General features: G+C 34.7%; 9 protein-coding genes and 1 CRISPR repeat array. Of the genes, 1 reads left to right on the top strand and 8 read right to left on the bottom strand.

The annotated features are described in order from the left end of the window. Positions 1-23 precede the first annotated feature (23 nt). Positions 24-755 carry a head GIN domain-containing protein gene (locus JM83_RS17790; RefSeq protein ID WP_144963432.1) on the top strand — a complete coding sequence of 244 codons (732 nt, stop codon included), beginning with the start codon at positions 24-26 and terminating at the stop codon, positions 753-755. A gap of 9 nt (positions 756-764) precedes the next feature. Here JM83_RS17790 and JM83_RS17795 read toward each other — a convergent pair whose 3' ends face one another. From JM83_RS17795 to JM83_RS17830, 8 genes are all read right to left on the bottom strand, one after another. After that, positions 765-1,847 carry a transposase gene (locus JM83_RS17795; RefSeq protein ID WP_144963433.1) on the bottom strand — a complete coding sequence of 361 codons (1,083 nt, stop codon included), beginning with the start codon at positions 1,845-1,847 and terminating at the stop codon, positions 765-767. Positions 1,848-2,291: 444 nt separating this feature from the next. Continuing rightward, the gene (locus JM83_RS17800) at positions 2,292-2,486 is read right to left on the bottom strand and encodes a BfmA/BtgA family mobilization protein (protein WP_144963434.1); all 195 of its coding nucleotides are present in this window, start codon (positions 2,484-2,486) and stop codon (positions 2,292-2,294) included. 764 nt (positions 2,487-3,250) lie between these two features. Continuing rightward, a complete protein-coding gene (locus tag JM83_RS17805; protein ID WP_144963435.1) occupies positions 3,251-3,697 on the bottom strand; it encodes a hypothetical protein in 447 nt (148 codons plus the stop codon). Between the two features lie 22 nt (positions 3,698-3,719). Then, positions 3,720-4,736 (bottom strand): Fic family protein, encoded by a 1,017-nt coding sequence (locus JM83_RS17810; protein WP_261376859.1) that lies wholly within the window; start codon positions 4,734-4,736, stop codon positions 3,720-3,722. 197 nt (positions 4,737-4,933) lie between these two features. Beyond that, a CRISPR array of direct repeats spans positions 4,934-12,636; the repeat unit is 46 nt; unit sequence GTTGTGAATTGCTTTCAGAATTGTATTTTTAACTAGGATTCACAGG. A gap of 234 nt (positions 12,637-12,870) precedes the next feature. Continuing rightward, positions 12,871-13,215, bottom strand: coding sequence for a CRISPR-associated endonuclease Cas2 (gene cas2, locus JM83_RS17815; RefSeq protein ID WP_144963437.1), 345 nt, complete (start codon positions 13,213-13,215; stop codon positions 12,871-12,873). Between the two features lie 72 nt (positions 13,216-13,287). Then, positions 13,288-14,184: a type II CRISPR-associated endonuclease Cas1 gene (gene cas1 / locus JM83_RS17820; protein WP_144963438.1), complete on the bottom strand. Its 897-nt coding sequence runs from the start codon at positions 14,182-14,184 to the stop codon at positions 13,288-13,290. Positions 14,185-14,189: 5 nt separating this feature from the next. Beyond that, entirely contained in the window at positions 14,190-18,431 is a 4,242-nt protein-coding gene (cas9, locus tag JM83_RS17825) for a type II CRISPR RNA-guided endonuclease Cas9 (protein ID WP_144963439.1), read from the bottom strand. Positions 18,432-19,179: 748 nt separating this feature from the next. After that, entirely contained in the window at positions 19,180-20,241 is a 1,062-nt protein-coding gene (locus JM83_RS17830; RefSeq protein ID WP_144963440.1) for a Fic family protein, read from the bottom strand. Positions 20,242-20,564 lie beyond the last annotated feature (323 nt).

Consider the following 20,564-nt stretch of genomic DNA (forward strand, 5'->3'; position numbering starts at 1 on the left):
TCAACAACTAAAACAAATCGATCATGAAAAAAGCAATTATTCTATTATGCCTTGTCCTAATGGGTTCCACGAGTATGGAAGCACAATGGTGGGGCAGTAAAAAAGTGAATGGAAATGGTAGTATGGTAACAGATACCCGTAGTACTTCCAATTATGATGGAATTGCCTTAGTAGGCTCTTTAGATGTACAAATCGTTTCAGGAAAAGAAGGGGAACTTAAAGTAGAAGCAGAAAGCAACTTACAGGAATATATTCTTACAGAAGTCAAGGATGGAAAGCTTAAAATTTCTGTAGAAAAGAATGTCTCCTTAAACCCATCTCGAAATATGGCAATTCTAGTGACTGTTCCCGTAGAAACCATTAATAGTCTTTCGGTTACCGGATCTGGAGATGTCTCCAATAGCGGCGTATTAAAGGCCGATGAGCTAAAAATAGGGGTTACTGGGTCTGGAGATATCAATCTTACCGTGGAAGCAAAAGAATTGTGGGGAGCCATCACAGGATCCGGCGATATTAAATTAACTGGAAAAGCACAAGATTTTAGCTGTAAAGTAACCGGATCCGGGGATTTTATGGCATACAATCTAAATGCCAAAAATGTGGAAGCCGCAGTTTCAGGATCTGGAGATATCCAGGTTACGGCATCCCAGTCCCTAAAAGCCCGTGTTTCGGGTTCTGGGGATATAAGTTATAGGGGAAATCCAGAAAAACAGGATTTTAAAACATCTGGTTCTGGAGACATCTCCCAGCATTAATAACTGATGTTACGCAGCAATTTTCTTTAAATTGCTATTTGATGTTGATAACTCTTCCCATTGTTTCCAAGCTGCCTTGGTGGCAGCAAGCCATATTTCACTTTTCACTGCATAATGATTTTTATGGGTTCTAATTTTTAACCTTTCAAGTTTCATATGCGCAATCATGGATGCTATAAAATGGGCTTGTTGTGTTTGTACAGTTTTCGTTGGTGCTTTGGCAAAAGCGGTATTGTTTTTAATGGAGCGAAAAAATTCCTCTACTTTCCACCGTTTTTGATAGATTGTAGTAAGGCTCTGGTAATCTAAGTTTAAATCACTTGTAGCTAGATAAAGCGTACCAGTACTACCGTCCACGTTTTTGAAGACTTGCTTAGTTATCAATATAGGGTCACTATATTGTTTTAAATAAACTGACATAGTACGCTCTTCCAGCGTTAACGATTCAATACTTTGATAAATGCCCTTTGCTTTATCTTGTTCGCTCAATGCTACGGCCCTGTTTGATTTAAGGGCCATTATAAAATCTGAATTGCAGTCTTGTGCGATACAGCTCATATTCTCTGACGATGAAAACCAGCTGTCTGCCAAAACATACTTAAAACCTATGTTGTAGTTTGCTTGTACCACCATGCGGCGCATCATTTCGTTCTTGGTTTCCTTGCTTTTAAAAGTAGGTTTCCTTTTTTTGTTTAAAACGGCTACATCTTTCTTTACAAACTCAACACCTACAGGGAGGCCCATATCATACTTGGGACTATAATAATAGGAACTCACAAAATTTACACCTTTAACGTTTTTACCGCTACAATGGTCGTAGTGCCAATTTATTAAAGGATTGGTTTTTGTGTGTTTTTTGGGCTCAATGGAATCGTCAATAATCAACAACCCTTCTGATGACCTAATTTCGTGAACCATAGCTTTAGTTTCCAACCACAAGGTTCTTGAGTCTATTTTACTGGATAGCAACCGCGTTATTTGGTCATGACCAACACTATTATCCGTCACTAATGACAAACCGGTCGCTGTACTGTAAGTCGGTGTAACCAACAAATAACCAGTATATAAGTCTAAAAGGTTATTAACATTCATAAATGAAATTTAATACTTTTGTGCGTAACATCAGTTAATCATTTAATTTGAAACTATTTGAAGTGAATTAGCAGTCCCATCAGGTGTACCCTTTTTGGACTGGTAATGGTACGGCACTATCCCATTTGTGTACTAGTTCTGTACCGTCACCGTCCCATCAGTGGACAAGAACTGGTATCTAAATATAAACTATATAAAACAAATAAACATATAAAACCAAAGGGCAGGCAGGCCATTTTTTTTTATTTATTTGTTAAACTAAAAAAGTATGGGATCAGTTCGTTAAAGATGTCATTTTTAAAGCAATTTTTAGCTCAAAATTTAAAGCTTTTCTTCTTCAACCTGTCTTTGTGCTTTTGAAAATAAAAACTCGCTTAAAAGACTTTAAAATTCCGTTTGTAAACGGAAAGACTATTTTCATAAAATTTAGGTTGTTTTGAATTGTTATGATTTTCTTGCAATTTTTAAACCCTGAACAGAATCATCAAATGGCACAAAGGGATTGATATGATACTTCTCAAAAAAGTCCAGAACAGCTTCCATTGTTTCGGTATAATTCGCATCATTTTCTATGGCATACTTTTTAAACCGCTCTACGGTTTCGGTATGAAGATTAATTCTTGAAAATCTCTTGCTCATGGTCATTATTTTAGGAAATTAGGATAACTGGTTGTATTGTTTATGGTATGTGACGGACTTTTTATCCAATTTTGTCGCAAAAACGAAAGAAAACTAATTATTTTATCATTATAATTAATTGATTAATAGGTGTTTACATATAAAAAATGAGTTTTGTAACATCGCGTAGCGTGTTACCCTCTTGCTGCTCATTTTTATCCGCTCCCGCTCCTAAAATTGGTAGCTCTATTACCCAATTTATAACATAAAACTGTCATTAATTTTGTATACAAACAGCAGTAAATTTTATGTGAATAAAAAACTCTTACTTTTTATATCCTGAGCGTTTTCCTTTTTTTTTTTAGAACCGAATAAGTAGGATTTAGCGTTCAATTCCAAATCCATACACTCTAAAAATCGACACTTCTTTTTCCTTTTCTATTTACTTCCTATAGAGCCTTCACCGTTACCTTTCTGGAAGGTGGGCTTTAAAACTTAAAATTATTGGAGGACTTATAATTGGAGGACTTATAAAAAGCTTAGCGGTTTATGCAGTCCGGTTAATTTTAAGTTTTATATTTTTTACCAGAAAGATAAGGGCAATTTTCGAAGTAATCCTGAAAACGAAGATTTTAAAGCCACCATTTAAAACGGATTTTCCTCGAATGGATGAAATTAAAGCGAACTTACTTAAAAAGCTTTTCCAGTTTTTAAGAATGTTCAAGACATTTTAGTGAAGCGCTTTTTCCGAAATGTAATGTAGTGGACAAGTGCTGGAGCGGAATTTACTTTTTCAATAATCTTTCAGCATTTTCAATAGCCAAACAACAAATATTTCCAAAAGAATCTTCTCCTTTATCTACTAATAATCGATATGCATTTATAAAATTATAATAAGCCGAAACTGCTCTTTTGCTGTTCTTTGCTTTAAGCAATGTTTCAAAAGATGAGCGTCTTAAATCTTCACGTATTATATCATCCACGTATTTTTTTAATTCTTCATCAGAAACCACAATTTCGGCATCGATTTTTTCACTTAATTTCTTTTGTTTAATTCTGGAACCAAATGGATCAAACATATTCCTTAACTTTCCATTTTTAAAGGCCTCGAAATCTTCAGATGATTTACCAGGCCAAGCCATTCTTGAATTACCATTATTATCGGGATGGTAAAACCAAATTCCTTTTTTAAGCCTTTTCTTTAATTTCCGAGGGATTTTAAACTCTTTCATAAAAGTAATATTTGAGTACTATTTATTTTTTCAACACTTTAACCAATTTCACATTCAAATAAAGATTCTCCACTCCTACTTTTTGCGACTTTAATATTCCAATTTTTTCAAGTTCAATAAGATATTCGGCTGCCGTTTGACGTTTAGCAATGCCTTTATCCACTAAATATTTTACTTTACAATAAGGCTGTTCAAATAACAATTCAATTAATTCCTTGGAATAAACTCGTTTGGGGAGCTTTTCTTTTGCAAAACGAATGGTTTCCTGCATTAATTGGTTAATACTATTTATTTTACCTAATGTGTAGTGAGAAGTTTCTTCTATACCTTTTAGTATAAAAAGTATCCAAGCTTCCCAGGCCGACTTCTCTGTGACCTTTCTAAGATATGTATAATAGTCATTTTTATTTTCAATGATAAATTTGCTTAAATAGAGAATTGGGGTATCTAAAAGTCCTTTCTCGACTATGTATAACATATTTACAACTCTACCAGTTCGTCCATTTCCATCAAAAAAAGGATGTATCGCTTCAAATTGATAGTGCATTATAGCCAACTTAATAAGAGAATCTATATCATCTTCTCTATATATAAAGTCTTCTAAGTTCTTTAATAAATTTCGAATTACTTCTTCACCTTCTGGCGGAGTATAAATCGTTTTGTTATTGCTTGTGATGGTAGTTCCCGGAGCATTTCTTATACCAGATCCGTTCTCCTTTATTATTTGTACAATCTCAATAAAAGAATTGGTGGATAGTGGTCTTTTAGTTAAATTACTATAGCCCTCCCAAAGTGCATGACGATACCTTAAAACTTCTTTCGTTTGTGCATCAGTTGAAGAAATATTTGAAGATAAAGCTTTATATAGTAGATCTTGAGTTGTTACTATATTTTCAATTTCGGAACTGTCTTTCGCTTCTTGAAGCGTAATGGCATTTATAAGCATCGACTGGTTAGGGATTTCATTTGCACGCCCCTTTAATTCTGCTAAAATTTTATTGGAAGCTATTGCCTGTTTTAAAATATTTTTTGTTTCCACATCAAAATTTGGAGGCAATAGTGGTAGTTTGTTATTTGGTTCTTCGGGATTATACATAGCATCGACATTTAAAAACAATTATGTCGAGAGCATCGACATATTACAAATATATGTCGAAATTTTATATATTTATCGACATGCAATTGATTTTAACTAGGATTCACAGGACTTAGGAACGAATAAAGGTGCCTGCAGCTGTTGTGAATTGCTTTCAGAATTGTATTTTTAACTAGGATTCACAGGTACCGTCCATGAAGCACCTTGTGCTACACCGTTGTGAATTGCTTTCAGAATTGTATTTTTAACTAGGATTCACAGGAATATGCTGGAAGCCTTGCTCCTCAAAGGGTTGTGAATTGCTTTCAGAATTGTATTTTTAACTAGGATTCACAGGATGATATACTACTTTATCAATAGTATATATGTTGTGAATTGCTTTCAGAATTGTATTTTTAACTAGGATTCACAGGGCAATTTTTCTTTTAGTGCTGATTGGTATGTTGTGAATTGCTTTCAGAATTGTATTTTTAACTAGGATTCACAGGGTTTACATGATTAGAACCATCCCCAATAAGTTGTGAATTGCTTTCAGAATTGTATTTTTAACTAGGATTCACAGGGAGATCGATGAAACAAACATAGACAACTATGTTGTGAATTGCTTTCAGAATTGTATTTTTAACTAGGATTCACAGGATTACGTAGTGTGCCGCTAAGGCGGCAGGGGTTGTGAATTGCTTTCAGAATTGTATTTTTAACTAGGATTCACAGGCTGATTGTTGCAGCTTTGCCGCTGCCGGTAGTTGTGAATTGCTTTCAGAATTGTATTTTTAACTAGGATTCACAGGTTGCGGTTTAATTGACCGCGTTCTCGTTCGTTGTGAATTGCTTTCAGAATTGTATTTTTAACTAGGATTCACAGGGATAGTAGGTTTCAATTATTAGGTACCACAGTTGTGAATTGCTTTCAGAATTGTATTTTTAACTAGGATTCACAGGTTTTTCTACTGAAACCTTTTCGATTTTGGTGTTGTGAATTGCTTTCAGAATTGTATTTTTAACTAGGATTCACAGGTTCAGGCTTTGGTTCCCCTCTAAGCTGATCGTTGTGAATTGCTTTCAGAATTGTATTTTTAACTAGGATTCACAGGATTATTTAATTTGTCTTTCATCCTTTCATAGTTGTGAATTGCTTTCAGAATTGTATTTTTAACTAGGATTCACAGGTTGAATATCCCATTGCACTGTTCAATGTGAGTTGTGAATTGCTTTCAGAATTGTATTTTTAACTAGGATTCACAGGCATTTCGGTAAGCAAAACAAAATGCGGTACGTTGTGAATTGCTTTCAGAATTGTATTTTTAACTAGGATTCACAGGAACTCTATATGAGTGGAATGATGTTCCTATGTTGTGAATTGCTTTCAGAATTGTATTTTTAACTAGGATTCACAGGTTAAAGCTACTGTTATTAAAGGGTTCGTTAGTTGTGAATTGCTTTCAGAATTGTATTTTTAACTAGGATTCACAGGAAATGCCTATGTAATTAACGCGACAGACGAGTTGTGAATTGCTTTCAGAATTGTATTTTTAACTAGGATTCACAGGAGCTGCTTTTGGTGCAGGATATGTTATAGGTTGTGAATTGCTTTCAGAATTGTATTTTTAACTAGGATTCACAGGAAGCTGCAGCTGCTCTTTTAGTTTCTGCTGGTTGTGAATTGCTTTCAGAATTGTATTTTTAACTAGGATTCACAGGTTGTGGAAAAGATATAGCATAGCAAACGGTTGTGAATTGCTTTCAGAATTGTATTTTTAACTAGGATTCACAGGAAACATCGTAATCCACATCTACTGCCAAGGGTTGTGAATTGCTTTCAGAATTGTATTTTTAACTAGGATTCACAGGTTTGTGGAAAAGATATAGCATAGCAAACGGGTTGTGAATTGCTTTCAGAATTGTATTTTTAACTAGGATTCACAGGGTTGGTCCAATGAGTAACATCACTGAATTTGTTGTGAATTGCTTTCAGAATTGTATTTTTAACTAGGATTCACAGGAACATACCATATACAAGTACGTTGGCAACGTTGTGAATTGCTTTCAGAATTGTATTTTTAACTAGGATTCACAGGAATAAAATTGAGTAGAGCAGATTGGGTAATGTTGTGAATTGCTTTCAGAATTGTATTTTTAACTAGGATTCACAGGCAAGTATTCTCTTCTTACGATGAAGCCTTAGTTGTGAATTGCTTTCAGAATTGTATTTTTAACTAGGATTCACAGGTCACACCTTACTTACCTCCATCAATGGGTTGTTGTGAATTGCTTTCAGAATTGTATTTTTAACTAGGATTCACAGGCCCTGGTATCTATCAGCAATGAAGCCAGTAGTTGTGAATTGCTTTCAGAATTGTATTTTTAACTAGGATTCACAGGATTTTAGTTGTTTTGCGTTGGCTTGGATAAGTTGTGAATTGCTTTCAGAATTGTATTTTTAACTAGGATTCACAGGACTGAAGGGGTTCTAGAACACCTCCTCCAGGTTGTGAATTGCTTTCAGAATTGTATTTTTAACTAGGATTCACAGGGACAGCATACAAAATGCTCATGTTTTGGCAGTTGTGAATTGCTTTCAGAATTGTATTTTTAACTAGGATTCACAGGGACAGCATACAAAATGCTCATGTTTTGGCAGTTGTGAATTGCTTTCAGAATTGTATTTTTAACTAGGATTCACAGGTAATAAATTAATGGAATCGTCCTTAAATGTGTTGTGAATTGCTTTCAGAATTGTATTTTTAACTAGGATTCACAGGTTGAATCTGAATTACCAGAGGATATGCAAGGTTGTGAATTGCTTTCAGAATTGTATTTTTAACTAGGATTCACAGGTTTGATTTTAAAAAGGAAATATTAATAGTAGTTGTGAATTGCTTTCAGAATTGTATTTTTAACTAGGATTCACAGGAGATATCGAATTTGCCAGCAACGCAATAGGTTGTGAATTGCTTTCAGAATTGTATTTTTAACTAGGATTCACAGGAATATCTAAATTGATATTGTTAGCGTGTAGGTTGTGAATTGCTTTCAGAATTGTATTTTTAACTAGGATTCACAGGTAGATTTATGTTAGGAGTGTACCCAGAAGAGTTGTGAATTGCTTTCAGAATTGTATTTTTAACTAGGATTCACAGGGAATTCGGGTCTTTGTAGCCTACTATCGGGGTTGTGAATTGCTTTCAGAATTGTATTTTTAACTAGGATTCACAGGAGTTCTAACTGACGCATCAACAATATCGTGGTTGTGAATTGCTTTCAGAATTGTATTTTTAACTAGGATTCACAGGTTTCTTTAGCTTTTGTTGCCATAATGTTTAGTTGTGAATTGCTTTCAGAATTGTATTTTTAACTAGGATTCACAGGCCACGGGCGTTTGTTTCGAGCCATTCTTGGTTGTGAATTGCTTTCAGAATTGTATTTTTAACTAGGATTCACAGGATTGTTTCATAGAATCATCCATATTTTCTAGTTGTGAATTGCTTTCAGAATTGTATTTTTAACTAGGATTCACAGGGCTGTTAATGTTTATAGTTATTAATAATGTGTTGTGAATTGCTTTCAGAATTGTATTTTTAACTAGGATTCACAGGCTTACAAGTGCCAATTCCATATTATTGATTGTTGTGAATTGCTTTCAGAATTGTATTTTTAACTAGGATTCACAGGGGGATAACAAGGCTGTCGCTGGAAACTGTAGTTGTGAATTGCTTTCAGAATTGTATTTTTAACTAGGATTCACAGGACTTTGGGAAATACCAAGGCACTTGGAGGGTTGTGAATTGCTTTCAGAATTGTATTTTTAACTAGGATTCACAGGCTGGGTAAAGGAGATAGCATTTTCATTAAGGTTGTGAATTGCTTTCAGAATTGTATTTTTAACTAGGATTCACAGGATCAAACAGATTTAGATTTAGATCCATTTGTTGTGAATTGCTTTCAGAATTGTATTTTTAACTAGGATTCACAGGTCACATCAACATCCGCTTCCAAAGTTGCTTGTTGTGAATTGCTTTCAGAATTGTATTTTTAACTAGGATTCACAGGAAATAAAGAAATCAAATATTATTCAATTATGTTGTGAATTGCTTTCAGAATTGTATTTTTAACTAGGATTCACAGGCCTAGGAGGGTTTGGCAAATACGATTTTGAGTTGTGAATTGCTTTCAGAATTGTATTTTTAACTAGGATTCACAGGAAATCGTGATTTCATCCGATGTCCCACACGGTTGTGAATTGCTTTCAGAATTGTATTTTTAACTAGGATTCACAGGTCCTTTTTATTTATTAATCATTAATCCCCCGTTGTGAATTGCTTTCAGAATTGTATTTTTAACTAGGATTCACAGGCATCTGCTATTTTTAATGCGATAACCGTAGGTTGTGAATTGCTTTCAGAATTGTATTTTTAACTAGGATTCACAGGCTAAGTGATTCTATGAATAATCTAACATAGGTTGTGAATTGCTTTCAGAATTGTATTTTTAACTAGGATTCACAGGTATAAAATGTAGCAGACTTACTTGCTAGAAGTTGTGAATTGCTTTCAGAATTGTATTTTTAACTAGGATTCACAGGGCTATATCCATTACAGGACTAGGAAATTTAGTTGTGAATTGCTTTCAGAATTGTATTTTTAACTAGGATTCACAGGTAAGGGTTGCGAATGCAGAAATGCTTGAAAGTTGTGAATTGCTTTCAGAATTGTATTTTTAACTAGGATTCACAGGATTTGTTTGATCTTGATAAAATGCTTTCATGTTGTGAATTGCTTTCAGAATTGTATTTTTAACTAGGATTCACAGGTTCAACATGATGGCAACGAACCCAGATATGTTGTGAATTGCTTTCAGAATTGTATTTTTAACTAGGATTCACAGGAAACCCAAATATAACCCCAGCCCAATGAAGTTGTGAATTGCTTTCAGAATTGTATTTTTAACTAGGATTCACAGGGTTTTTCTATTGCGTTATTCCATTTTGATAGTTGTGAATTGCTTTCAGAATTGTATTTTTAACTAGGATTCACAGGAATTAAATAGGTTGTTATCATAATTATCCGTTGTGAATTGCTTTCAGAATTGTATTTTTAACTAGGATTCACAGGTCCAAAGCCTTTTGTTTTGTATCTTCTCAAGTTGTGAATTGCTTTCAGAATTGTATTTTTAACTAGGATTCACAGGTTAGAAATATTAATGGATTCAGAAATAGTAGTTGTGAATTGCTTTCAGAATTGTATTTTTAACTAGGATTCACAGGCACTAATCATATACAGCGAAAGTTGTGGTGGTTGTGAATTGCTTTCAGAATTGTATTTTTAACTAGGATTCACAGGAAATTAATCTTTGCAGGTTTCTAATTGCATGTTGTGAATTACTTTCAGAATTGTATTTTTAACTAGGATTCACAGGTTGCTTCCGTATCTAGTTGCTTTGGTATCTGTTGTGAATTGCTTTCAGAATTGTATTTTTAACTAGGATTCACAGGTTAATGGTTGCCGGTAAGATATCGCTGGACGTTGTGAATTGCTTTCAGAATTGTATTTTTAACTAGGATTCACAGGATTATAAACGCTTTATGAAATGGCTTAAGCGTTGTGAATTGCTTTCAGAATTGTATTTTTAACTAGGATTCACAGGTTTAGAGGGCGTGGGGCGTTGCAGTTGACAGTTGTGAATTGCTTTCAGAATTGTATTTTTAACTAGGATTCACAGGATTCAACATGATGGCAACGAACCCAGATATGTTGTGAATTGCTTTCAGAATTGTATTTTTAACTAGGATTCACAGGATTATTGAAGGTAGTATTGGTGTGGCATATGTTGTGAATTGCTTTCAGAATTGTATTTTTAACTAGGATTCACAGGCTGTAGATGCAAATTTCACTACAATGGGTAGTTGTGAATTGCTTTCAGAATTGTATTTTTAACTAGGATTCACAGGCTCGTTTAGCGCATCTAAATCTTCTTTGTCGTTGTGAATTGCTTTCAGAATTGTATTTTTAACTAGGATTCACAGGCTGCCCATTAAAAAACTGAGCCCAGAGGAGTTGTGAATTGCTTTCAGAATTGTATTTTTAACTAGGATTCACAGGAACTGCAGTTGTTTGGTAGTTGTATCATAGGTTGTGAATTGCTTTCAGAATTGTATTTTTAACTAGGATTCACAGGTCTCTAACGACGTATAATATGAATCCAATAGTTGTGAATTGCTTTCAGAATTGTATTTTTAACTAGGATTCACAGGCTTTTTTTTTATCTAAAAACCAATAAGGCAGTTGTGAATTGCTTTCAGAATTGTATTTTTAACTAGGATTCACAGGGGGTTGTTCTATTACTGCAGCTACCGTTAGTTGTGAATTGCTTTCAGAATTGTATTTTTAACTAGGATTCACAGGGGCCAAACGGTGCAGCATTACATAAAACATGTTGTGAATTGCTTTCAGAATTGTATTTTTAACTAGGATTCACAGGAAAACCTCTTTACCACTGCGAATGGTTTAGGTTGTGAATTGCTTTCAGAATTGTATTTTTAACTAGGATTCACAGGTAATCTTAATCAAAAGAACTGGTCTACCATGTTGTGAATTGCTTTCAGAATTGTATTTTTAACTAGGATTCACAGGTATGAATCTAAATCCCCAGAACCTTCCAAAGTTGTGAATTGCTTTCAGAATTGTATTTTTAACTAGGATTCACAGGGCACGCAAGAGTAAGCACGTGAGATTGGGGGTTGTGAATTGCTTTCAGAATTGTATTTTTAACTAGGATTCACAGGTTGGTCTAAAAGTTCTTTTTCTGCTCCAAGGTTGTGAATTGCTTTCAGAATTGTATTTTTAACTAGGATTCACAGGAAGGAAATTATGCTTCAACCAAAGCTTATAGTTGTGAATTGCTTTCAGAATTGTATTTTTAACTAGGATTCACAGGTTATGCAGGAAAAATCAATAGATCCTCATAGTTGTGAATTGCTTTCAGAATTGTATTTTTAACTAGGATTCACAGGTCATCTTTATACTCTTGTCTTAAACGATTAGTTGTGAATTGCTTTCAGAATTGTATTTTTAACTAGGATTCACAGGGCATATCATTGCCTGGACAGGCCAATACAAGTTGTGAATTGCTTTCAGAATTGTATTTTTAACTAGGATTCACAGGCAAATGCTTTTTTAATACCTTCTTTTGCCAGTTGTGAATTGCTTTCAGAATTGTATTTTTAACTAGGATTCACAGGTGTTGTTTATTTTAGTTGTTCTTTCTTTATGTTGTGAATTGCTTTCAGAATTGTATTTTTAACTAGGATTCACAGGGGTTGATGTTCCTTCGGATTTGTCTGGCAAGTTGTGAATTGCTTTCAGAATTGTATTTTTAACTAGGATTCACAGGCAGACAAGATGGATGCCTTGATAATGAGAAGTTGTGAATTGCTTTCAGAATTGTATTTTTAACTAGGATTCACAGGTCATTTTTTAAATTAATCTCTGTAAAGTACGTTGTGAATTGCTTTCAGAATTGTATTTTTAACTAGGATTCACAGGGCGAAGCTTTTTTTTACCCCAAGTTTTTGGTTGTGAATTGCTTTCAGAATTGTATTTTTAACTAGGATTCACAGGAGTTTCGGCTCAATAATGCACACGGCCAGAGTTGTGAATTGCTTTCAGAATTGTATTTTTAACTAGGATTCACAGGTTGTTTTGAAAAAGAATCGAGCGTAGTTCGTTGTGAATTGCTTTCAGAATTGTATTTTTAACTAGGATTCACAGGAAGTGTTTATTTACACAATCATCGTGGTAAGTTGTGAATTGCTTTCAGAATTGTATTTTTAACTAGGATTCACAGGATACCCGCCATAAAAAGCTGGTATCCTGTTTCTTAGCTGCATTATTAGGATTAAAAAATGAGGAGATATTTAATCGTAACGACTCCCTCACAAATTCCTTTTTTGTTTCTAACCTGGACAAATAAAATTTTCCTCTAACATCAATGTGGAAGTAGTATGTCATTTCGACACGCAGCGAAGTGGAGTGAGAAATCTCATACAACCCACCTTTCGGTCGGGGGATGTCAAGTAATTTCAGAAAAGTTCCAACTGCTGTACTGGTACTTCCACTTCAGCTTCTTTCTGCCCATGGAACAACTCGATCATCCCAAATTGCTTATCGGTAATTTGCATTACCGCCACTTTTCCCTTTTTTGGCAGGGCATTTTTGGTTCGTTTTATATGTACTTCTGCATTCTCCCGGCTTGGACAAAAGCGGCTATAAATAGAGAACTGGAACATCCCAAAGCCATCATCCAGTAAATTTTTCCGGAAACGGGTGGCTGCTTTACGTTCTGTTCGGGTTTCGGTTGGCAGATCAAAAAATACGAGTACCCACATGCTTCGGTATTGGTTTAAACGTGAAAAACGATCTTTCATAATTATAGCTAAATACCTTTCGACTCCGCCCAAGGTGACATAACGAGTTTCACATCCAGTGCAGTCAAGATTCTATTCGTACACCGGATATAAAATTTTTCTTCCCGTGCCCAAAAAGCATTCATATAAACTATTGGTGGTACGGCTCATTGCAACCATCAACGGACTTAACTTATCATCTATCTTTACGTCCATTGCCGGGATTTGTAGCAGCTGACTTTTTAAAAAAGTATTGAGTTCTTCTATATTTTCCCCGCTTTCCACTATTTCATATACCAGTTCATCCACAAATGGGCGATACGGCTCCATAATATCGTCTGCCAGGCAAAACGCATTGTATTTGTTTCGGTGAAAAATACCAACAGAAGGCAACATGCCGCTACTTATCAATGCCCTAGCAGTAACCGCCCTTAATATGGCATAGCCATAATTGAGAAGATTGTTAGGTGGGATTCCTTTTTGATACCTGTTGAATCCGTCAATATCAAATATATTTTGCCAGTAATGGGCAGCTGAAATGGCTTCATGATTTTCAGTATCACCACTTTTCACTTCCCCAGCCCACCTCAATAGTTTTTTATGGTTTTTTCCCCTGCGCAATAAATGATTGGCTTGATTGCCAATTTTGGAAGTAACGGTTTGTTGCCATAAATTTTTTTTAAGGGGAAGGCTGGCGTTCAACTGATTTCTAAAACGTTCCGTCTGTTGGGTATGGCCAACCAAAGGCTGAAGTATACTACAAGGTAAATGTTGTTTATCGCAGTTTACCACAGCAGCTTTATTTTGGATAAGCTTGGTTAACAACCCATTGGTAATGGTAATTTGAGGGTTTTCCAGAATTAGCACCCCGATATCCTCGATAGATACAGTCTTTGCCTCCTTTTCTTCTTCAGGATAAGAAACCACCAATTGTTCGTTTTTGGTGCTCAGGTAAGCGGGATTGCCGAAAAAGAGGGTGCGTTTGATCATAGTTTCTAATATTCGCCAGTTTGAACAATATTTCCCAAATGGTTCAATCTTACCTTAACAATTCCATCTAGATGGCCTAAACTTTTAATAGGTTTCCAGGTAATATCTTTTAATTCTTTTACATCATTAACTTCTGTTTCTAAATGATGTCTAAAAACATAATCACGTACCGCTGAATTTCCATATTCAACTTTTGATATTTTCTGAACACGGAATAAATTAGGAGAGATCAAATTCTGATTACTTGGATCTAACAGGTCTATTTCGAGCGGATCGAAATTTTCATTCGGAAAAATGAACATTTCGTTTTGCTTTAAACTGAAAAGAAGAGGCCATCCATTTTGATTTTTTTCTTTTACAATTGACAGCTTTTGGTCTTTACGAATAACAGCATCATAAAATGGTACAACATCATCATCCAATTCACCATCTTCATCTTGGTAAATGGCAACGTGATGATTATTGCCAGTACTCACAAAATCAACTGGTATTTCTTGACCGTTTTCATCAAAAATACTTTCTCCCAAATGGTTTTTTGCCGTATGTAAAGATTGGGCATTACTCACTCCTGTGATCCTAACCCTTTTAATCACAATACCTTTTTCTTTATTTAAATAAATAGGATGAGTGTCTAAATCAGAAAAGGCTTTTTTGTAATCGTTCCCGTATTCCTTTAACCTGGCATTAAGTGCGTTTTTCACAGTATTATCCAGTATTTTATCGATGTGTTTCGCGTTTTTAAAGTTATCTGAATTAAGATCTTTCCTTATGGTAAAAATTTCCTCAAAACATAGCACTTCTTTCAAAAGTCCCCCATTGTGAGTTATAGAATCATTTTTGAGCATTTTGGTATCAAAAGCTACCTGAGGATTATTGTTATACTGTGCAAGGTGATTTAGAACTACCTCTCTTTCTTTTAAATTAATAATTAGCCGTGCTTCCTCCAGTGTAAACCGCTTGCTTATTTTGGTGGGTTTTTCAAGTGGTCTTTTGGACTTACCATAAATAGTTTCCTTGTGCAGTTGTCCTCTAGGCGTGAGTTGAATTTTAGATTTAATTTGCCCCTTACCTGTCTTGGTCTTATTAATATTCTGGGTAACTACTTTATTTTTGTTCTTAAAACTTATCAAAATACTTTCAATATGTTGTTTTGCGCTTTCGCGAAAACGTGGCATTGGGCTTTTATAAACACTTTTCCCTTTCTCATTACGCTCTTTAATATTTGCCTCTATATTTTTAATGAGTGGATGATTATCTTGAGTCGAGTCTTTCCTAGCGCTTAGGTTATTAATGTGTTGAATGTGGTTGCGAGTGGTAAAAGCAACCGCAAGCGCATCCATTGCGTGATGGCGATGATCATTGCGCTTAGTCCAATCTTTAATGACTTCATGTTTCTTTAACTTTTGAGTGGTTTTGTTTAATCGTTCCTCAAATTCGGTGAGGCCTAAGGCACTATACTTGGGCAAGTTAAGCTCTTTCATCACATTGATAAGATCCCAATCATTTCTCAATTTATCGGTAATACTTCCAGTGGTAGCTACCACATCTTCAACTACTTCAAACAACATTTCCTTGGCTTTTCTTGCGATATATTGGCTATTGCGTAGATCGCGTTCTATAAACCCATCAGGAATTTTGGCTAATGGCATCAATAGTTTATTACGTTTTGCCCTGTTGATTTTACCATCTTTGTGCATTGCTTCAATGCGCTCCACAAAAGCTTCTAATCCCAAATGGTAGTCTTGTGATATAAAATCATAGGCCGTACGGTTTGCTTTTTTAAGGTTATCCTTTTTAAAGGCAAGTGTTTTGTTAGAAAAAGAATCGTCAAATAACAAAGCCTTTGGAATGATATGCTCAATATCAATTTCTTTGCTGAAAATTTTATCGGGTGCTATATATGTGTCTGTAAATAGGTCTTTGTGCCCTCTGGATTCCAATTCTTGATACAGGCGATATCGGATAACGTCATTTTTAGTGGGATTGGGAATACCGAATTTCTGTGTAAGAAGTTTACGTATTTCATCATTTCGTCGCGTGCCATCAGTAATTCCTTTGGTCATTTCAGCACGTTCTTTAGCCGATTTTTTGAGTTCGCGAGCCAATTCAATACGTATTTCATCAGGCTTGCCATAGGTATCTATAATTTGATTGACCACATTGACCATTTGGTTAAGGATTTTCTCTACCATAGGATTGCGAAGGCTATTCTTTTTAAGTATTTCTAACTTGGGCTTTAATTCGCGATTCTTTAAATCTTCTCTATTGAGACTTTTAGAGTGATTATAACCAGCTCTAGCGCAAGACTCAGAATACAAATCGCCATCTTCTAGATAAGGCAGGATATTTCGAATAGCTTTGGCCGAAACGTTTCCATAGTCTTGAGAAAATGAAATATTGGTCAAAAGTGTTGCGTACTCTGGCTTAAAGCCAAACTTTTTCTGTAGTTTTTTCTTAAGTGCCACACTCGAATTGCCATAAATTAGGCGGTCTTCTTCAGAAATTTTATCATCTTCCTCTGTTGCATACAACAAATGCCACAACTGGTAATGTGCTTGCTTCTCAAAATCATCCTCCAAAGGTTTAAAATCCAAAATATTTTTTGAAATACCTATTGATGGAAACGTATTTTTAAGCTCCTCCTTAATAGTAGCGGCTGATGCTTTTTTCCAGTCTATACCATAACCTTCTCGTTCTGAAATAGTTTGAAAAACATTGAACAGTGCAGCATTTGTTCTATTTCCTTCAATTTTATCAAAATTACTTTTCCAATTGCTAAGTTTGCCTATATCCATCTCCTCTGAAAGAATTTTCAAAAGTTCCTTATAAGTCATGTCTCCACGAAGGTTTAATTCCTCAAACAATTTTTGCCGAATTTCTGCATCTAGGTCTTTTACTTCTATCCGGGATTTAGTCTCTGGATTGGTAAAAACAAGATGATTGAGATTTTGCCATGTTTTAAATTCCTGAAAAAGAGGCGATGATTTTGGAATCACACGACGACCTACCCTGCGTGATTTAGATTTGCCAGTTTCTTGCTCGATATATTCCTGCTCCCAGCTTTCAAACTGACAAAAACTGATAAGCAACTTTTGGGATTTCAGTTTGCGCTGGTAGAAGATGATGACATCCCTTATCTCCTCTTTTAATGCTTCAGTAAGTTCACTGTGATATTTGGATTGGGTGCTCCAAATAGTTTCAAATTCGTCTAAATAATCCTGCCGATAAAAAACCTTATTTTTTAATGATGTATACGGATTTTTGAGCAGTTGTTTATAAAGAAACTGACCTACGGTTTCTCTGTTTAAATATAGTTGTTTGCTTCGGTCGGAAATGGCACCCAAATAACCACTGGATTTATTGATATTGTTATTGATTTCTTGCAATACGATGGCCAGATGTTCAAGATCTAGCTTTTCAGTCAAAGCCTTGACACGCCACTCATAATTCTCTAAGCGTTTTTCTTGGGCAGTTCCTGTTCGTTTTATACCAACAATATCAAAAGGCTTTTGGCAGATAGCCCAAGTTTGACTTTTATTTTTATCCTGCAGTTCATCGGAAAGTGTAGATGAGAGAATGTTCGGATAGATTTTTTTTTGAGTGTCCCATATTTTTTTAAATTCTTCTTTAAGGTCAGAGCGATAGAAATCTGGAATATATTTTCCATCTTTTTTTAATATGGTCAAAACATATTCGCCGGGCGTTAGATTTTCATCGTACAACTTTTTTGCAACTGCCATCCCGTCGATAGCTTGTCCATCTTCCTCATTTTGAGCTTTACGACTGCTTTTATAGCCACGCTTTTTATTGATAGTGAGAAAAACTTTGGCTAGATCTTCCAGTTCAATTTTTTTTGCTGAGGCGCTTGCCCGTAATGAAAGGGTTTGATGCGTAGTGTTTTTTCCTATTTCGGTTAGAGCCGTATCACTATCAATAAAACCATTGAATTTTAAGATTTCAATTAAGTTTTTCCTCCGCATTTTATAGCGTTGTAGATTACGGCGAGCACCACGCTTTTGAGTTCGAGAAGCGTTAGGTGTCAAGGATTTTCCTCCAGCAAAGTCCTGAGTAGGGTTTTTCGATTCAGATACTTTCCCAGAAGCATCAACCTTGCTGAAATTATCATATTGAATGACACGTACCCCAAGCTTAATGATTGATGAAGTTTCTTGCTCGTTTCCTGCTTCATTTACGAGGGCCCACCCTATAGAGTTTGTCCCCAAATCAAGTCCTAAAATTCTTTTCATATTGTATTTTTTAACCTAAATATATGATATCTAAAAATTAATCTTTTACGGAATCCCACATTGCATAGTTCAATTTTAATCCTTAATATTGTCTTACAATTTTGAAGCAATTCACAATAAGGATTATTCCGTTGTGAAAACATTTAAGCCGCCTCACCTTCCAATGTGGGGCATTTTTCGTTTTTATGTTTCATGAACTCCGCTTTATGAATATATAAAAGACGTGAGCTAAAACATTAAGGCAGCCTTCACGGGTCGCTTTCTTATTTTTCATGCTTTAGAATCGTTGATTTAATATGTTTTTTTGGAGAATCTCGAAGTAGGGATTGTAAGATTCCAATACATATTTAATTATAAATAATTAGAACCACAACTATAATGTTAATTTATCGATAAAAAGCAACCATTATTTAATAAATCAGTTTAAGCGATTTTTAAATAGTGCTCGAAATTTCGAAAACAGATCTTACAATATTAATCCTTTTATTGTCCGTTATCATTATTAAAAATTTCAAATCGAGAGTTCAAAATATGGTTATAATTGGCTTGCATCTCTTCACTCAAAAAAGAGTTCTCAATTAAATAGAATCCTTTATTAAACACCGGTTCACAATGGGAGTAATTTTCCAAGATATAGTTTTTTTTTAATAAAGTAAATAGTTCTTATTAGGGGGCTTAAAAAGGTTTTCACCTATTTGGCTTAATTATTTTATAAATTGAAACAAGGTGTTAGTATGGAAGGAAATATTTATTTCAATGCATTAAGAACGACTCCATTTACATAATAGTTAGTTCTACCTATTTTAAATTTGGTCAGGTGACCATCTTCTGCCAATTGGTTTAAATAATTAGCTGCAGTGATGCGTGAGATATGCAGCTCTTTTTGTAAAAATTCTATTTTCGTGTAAGGTTGCTTAAACAAATGGTTAAGTAGATCTTGACTGTAGAATTTATAATTTTCCCGTAGGAGCACCTTAAATTCTGCCATTGCCTGTTTTATGTTTTTTACTTTCTCTAATGTATCTTTGGCTGTAACGGCAACAGCGGTGAGCATGAAGCAAAGATACTCTTCCCACTCCCCTTTATCGCGTACCTGCTGTAGCAGTCTGTAATAATCATTTTTATGTTGAATGATATACTTACTCAAATACAAAATGGGTGTATCTAACAAGTTATACTGTATGAGATATAATATATTCAAGATTCTGCCTGTACGACCATTCCCATCATAAAATGGGTGAATACTTTCAAATTGAAAATGAAATAATGCCATTTTAATAAGATGGTCTACAGACAAACATTCTGGCTTATTTATAAACTCTTCCAGGTTTTGCATTAACGGTACTATCTCTGCATTGCTTTGTGGTGGCGAATAGACAACAGCATCTGTCTTTTGATTTTTAAGCGTTGTTCCAGGTACTTTTCTAAAGCCAGCATTATTGTTTTCTAGTATTTGCTGAATTTGTTTTATGTGATTAATTGATAGAAAATTGTGTTTGACTACGATTTTGTAACCTGTTTTCATTGCTAATATGTAATTCTGCACCTCTTTGGCTTGACTAGAGGTAAGCTTGCCGATACCCATACTTGCCTTATAAATTTCGTCATGGGTAGTAACAATGTTTTCTACCTCAGAACTATCTTTAGCCTCTTGTATGGCCAGTGTATTTATTAAAATATCTTGTCGAGGAATAGATTGTGCAACACCCTTTAATTCAGCCAAAGCCCTATGTGCTTCAGGTAAAAGTTTTAGAACTTTCAGGGTTTCTAACTCTTTAGGATAGGGCAAATTTTGAAGTTTCCAAGTCATTCCTTAATTTTTATTCGCTTTTGATAATATGTAAAGATAATTAGATTTTCTTTACACATCGCCTTTATATGTATAAATAAATGACAAAATTATACACATTTAAATTATATGTAAAGACAATTGCCGAATCCTTTACACATTATTCTTTTGTGTAAAGGGATTCATAAAAACTTTACATATCCTCGAAGAACGTTTGGTTAGATAATCAATACTTAGAACAATGACCAATATAATTTGATGTGTTTTGCTTCATTTTAAATTCATTAAAAACAATTCAAAAGTTAAATGTTGTTATAGGAGCACTAATTCGGTATCCCATTAGT

The sequence above is a fragment of the Gillisia sp. Hel_I_86 genome (genome assembly GCF_007827275.1).
Taxonomy (GTDB): Bacteria; Bacteroidota; Bacteroidia; order Flavobacteriales; family Flavobacteriaceae; genus Gillisia.

What these genes read in the sequence shown, in the direction of transcription:
- JM83_RS17805 (WP_144963435.1), bottom strand. Translation starts at nt 3,697, where the DNA reads ATGAAAGAGTTTAAAATCCCTCGGAAATTAAAGAAAAGGCTTAAAAAA.
- cas1 (WP_144963438.1), bottom strand. Translation starts at nt 14,184, where the DNA reads ATGATCAAACGCACCCTCTTTTTCGGCAATCCCGCTTACCTGAGCACC.
- JM83_RS17830 (WP_144963440.1), bottom strand. Translation starts at nt 20,241, where the DNA reads ATGACTTGGAAACTTCAAAATTTGCCCTATCCTAAAGAGTTAGAAACC.
- JM83_RS17800 (WP_144963434.1), bottom strand. Translation starts at nt 2,486, where the DNA reads ATGAGCAAGAGATTTTCAAGAATTAATCTTCATACCGAAACCGTAGAG.
- JM83_RS17790 (WP_144963432.1), top strand. Translation starts at nt 24, where the DNA reads ATGAAAAAAGCAATTATTCTATTATGCCTTGTCCTAATGGGTTCCACG.
- JM83_RS17795 (WP_144963433.1), bottom strand. Translation starts at nt 1,847, where the DNA reads ATGAATGTTAATAACCTTTTAGACTTATATACTGGTTATTTGTTGGTT.
- cas2 (WP_144963437.1), bottom strand. Translation starts at nt 13,215, where the DNA reads ATGAAAGATCGTTTTTCACGTTTAAACCAATACCGAAGCATGTGGGTA.
- cas9 (WP_144963439.1), bottom strand. Translation starts at nt 18,431, where the DNA reads ATGAAAAGAATTTTAGGACTTGATTTGGGGACAAACTCTATAGGGTGG.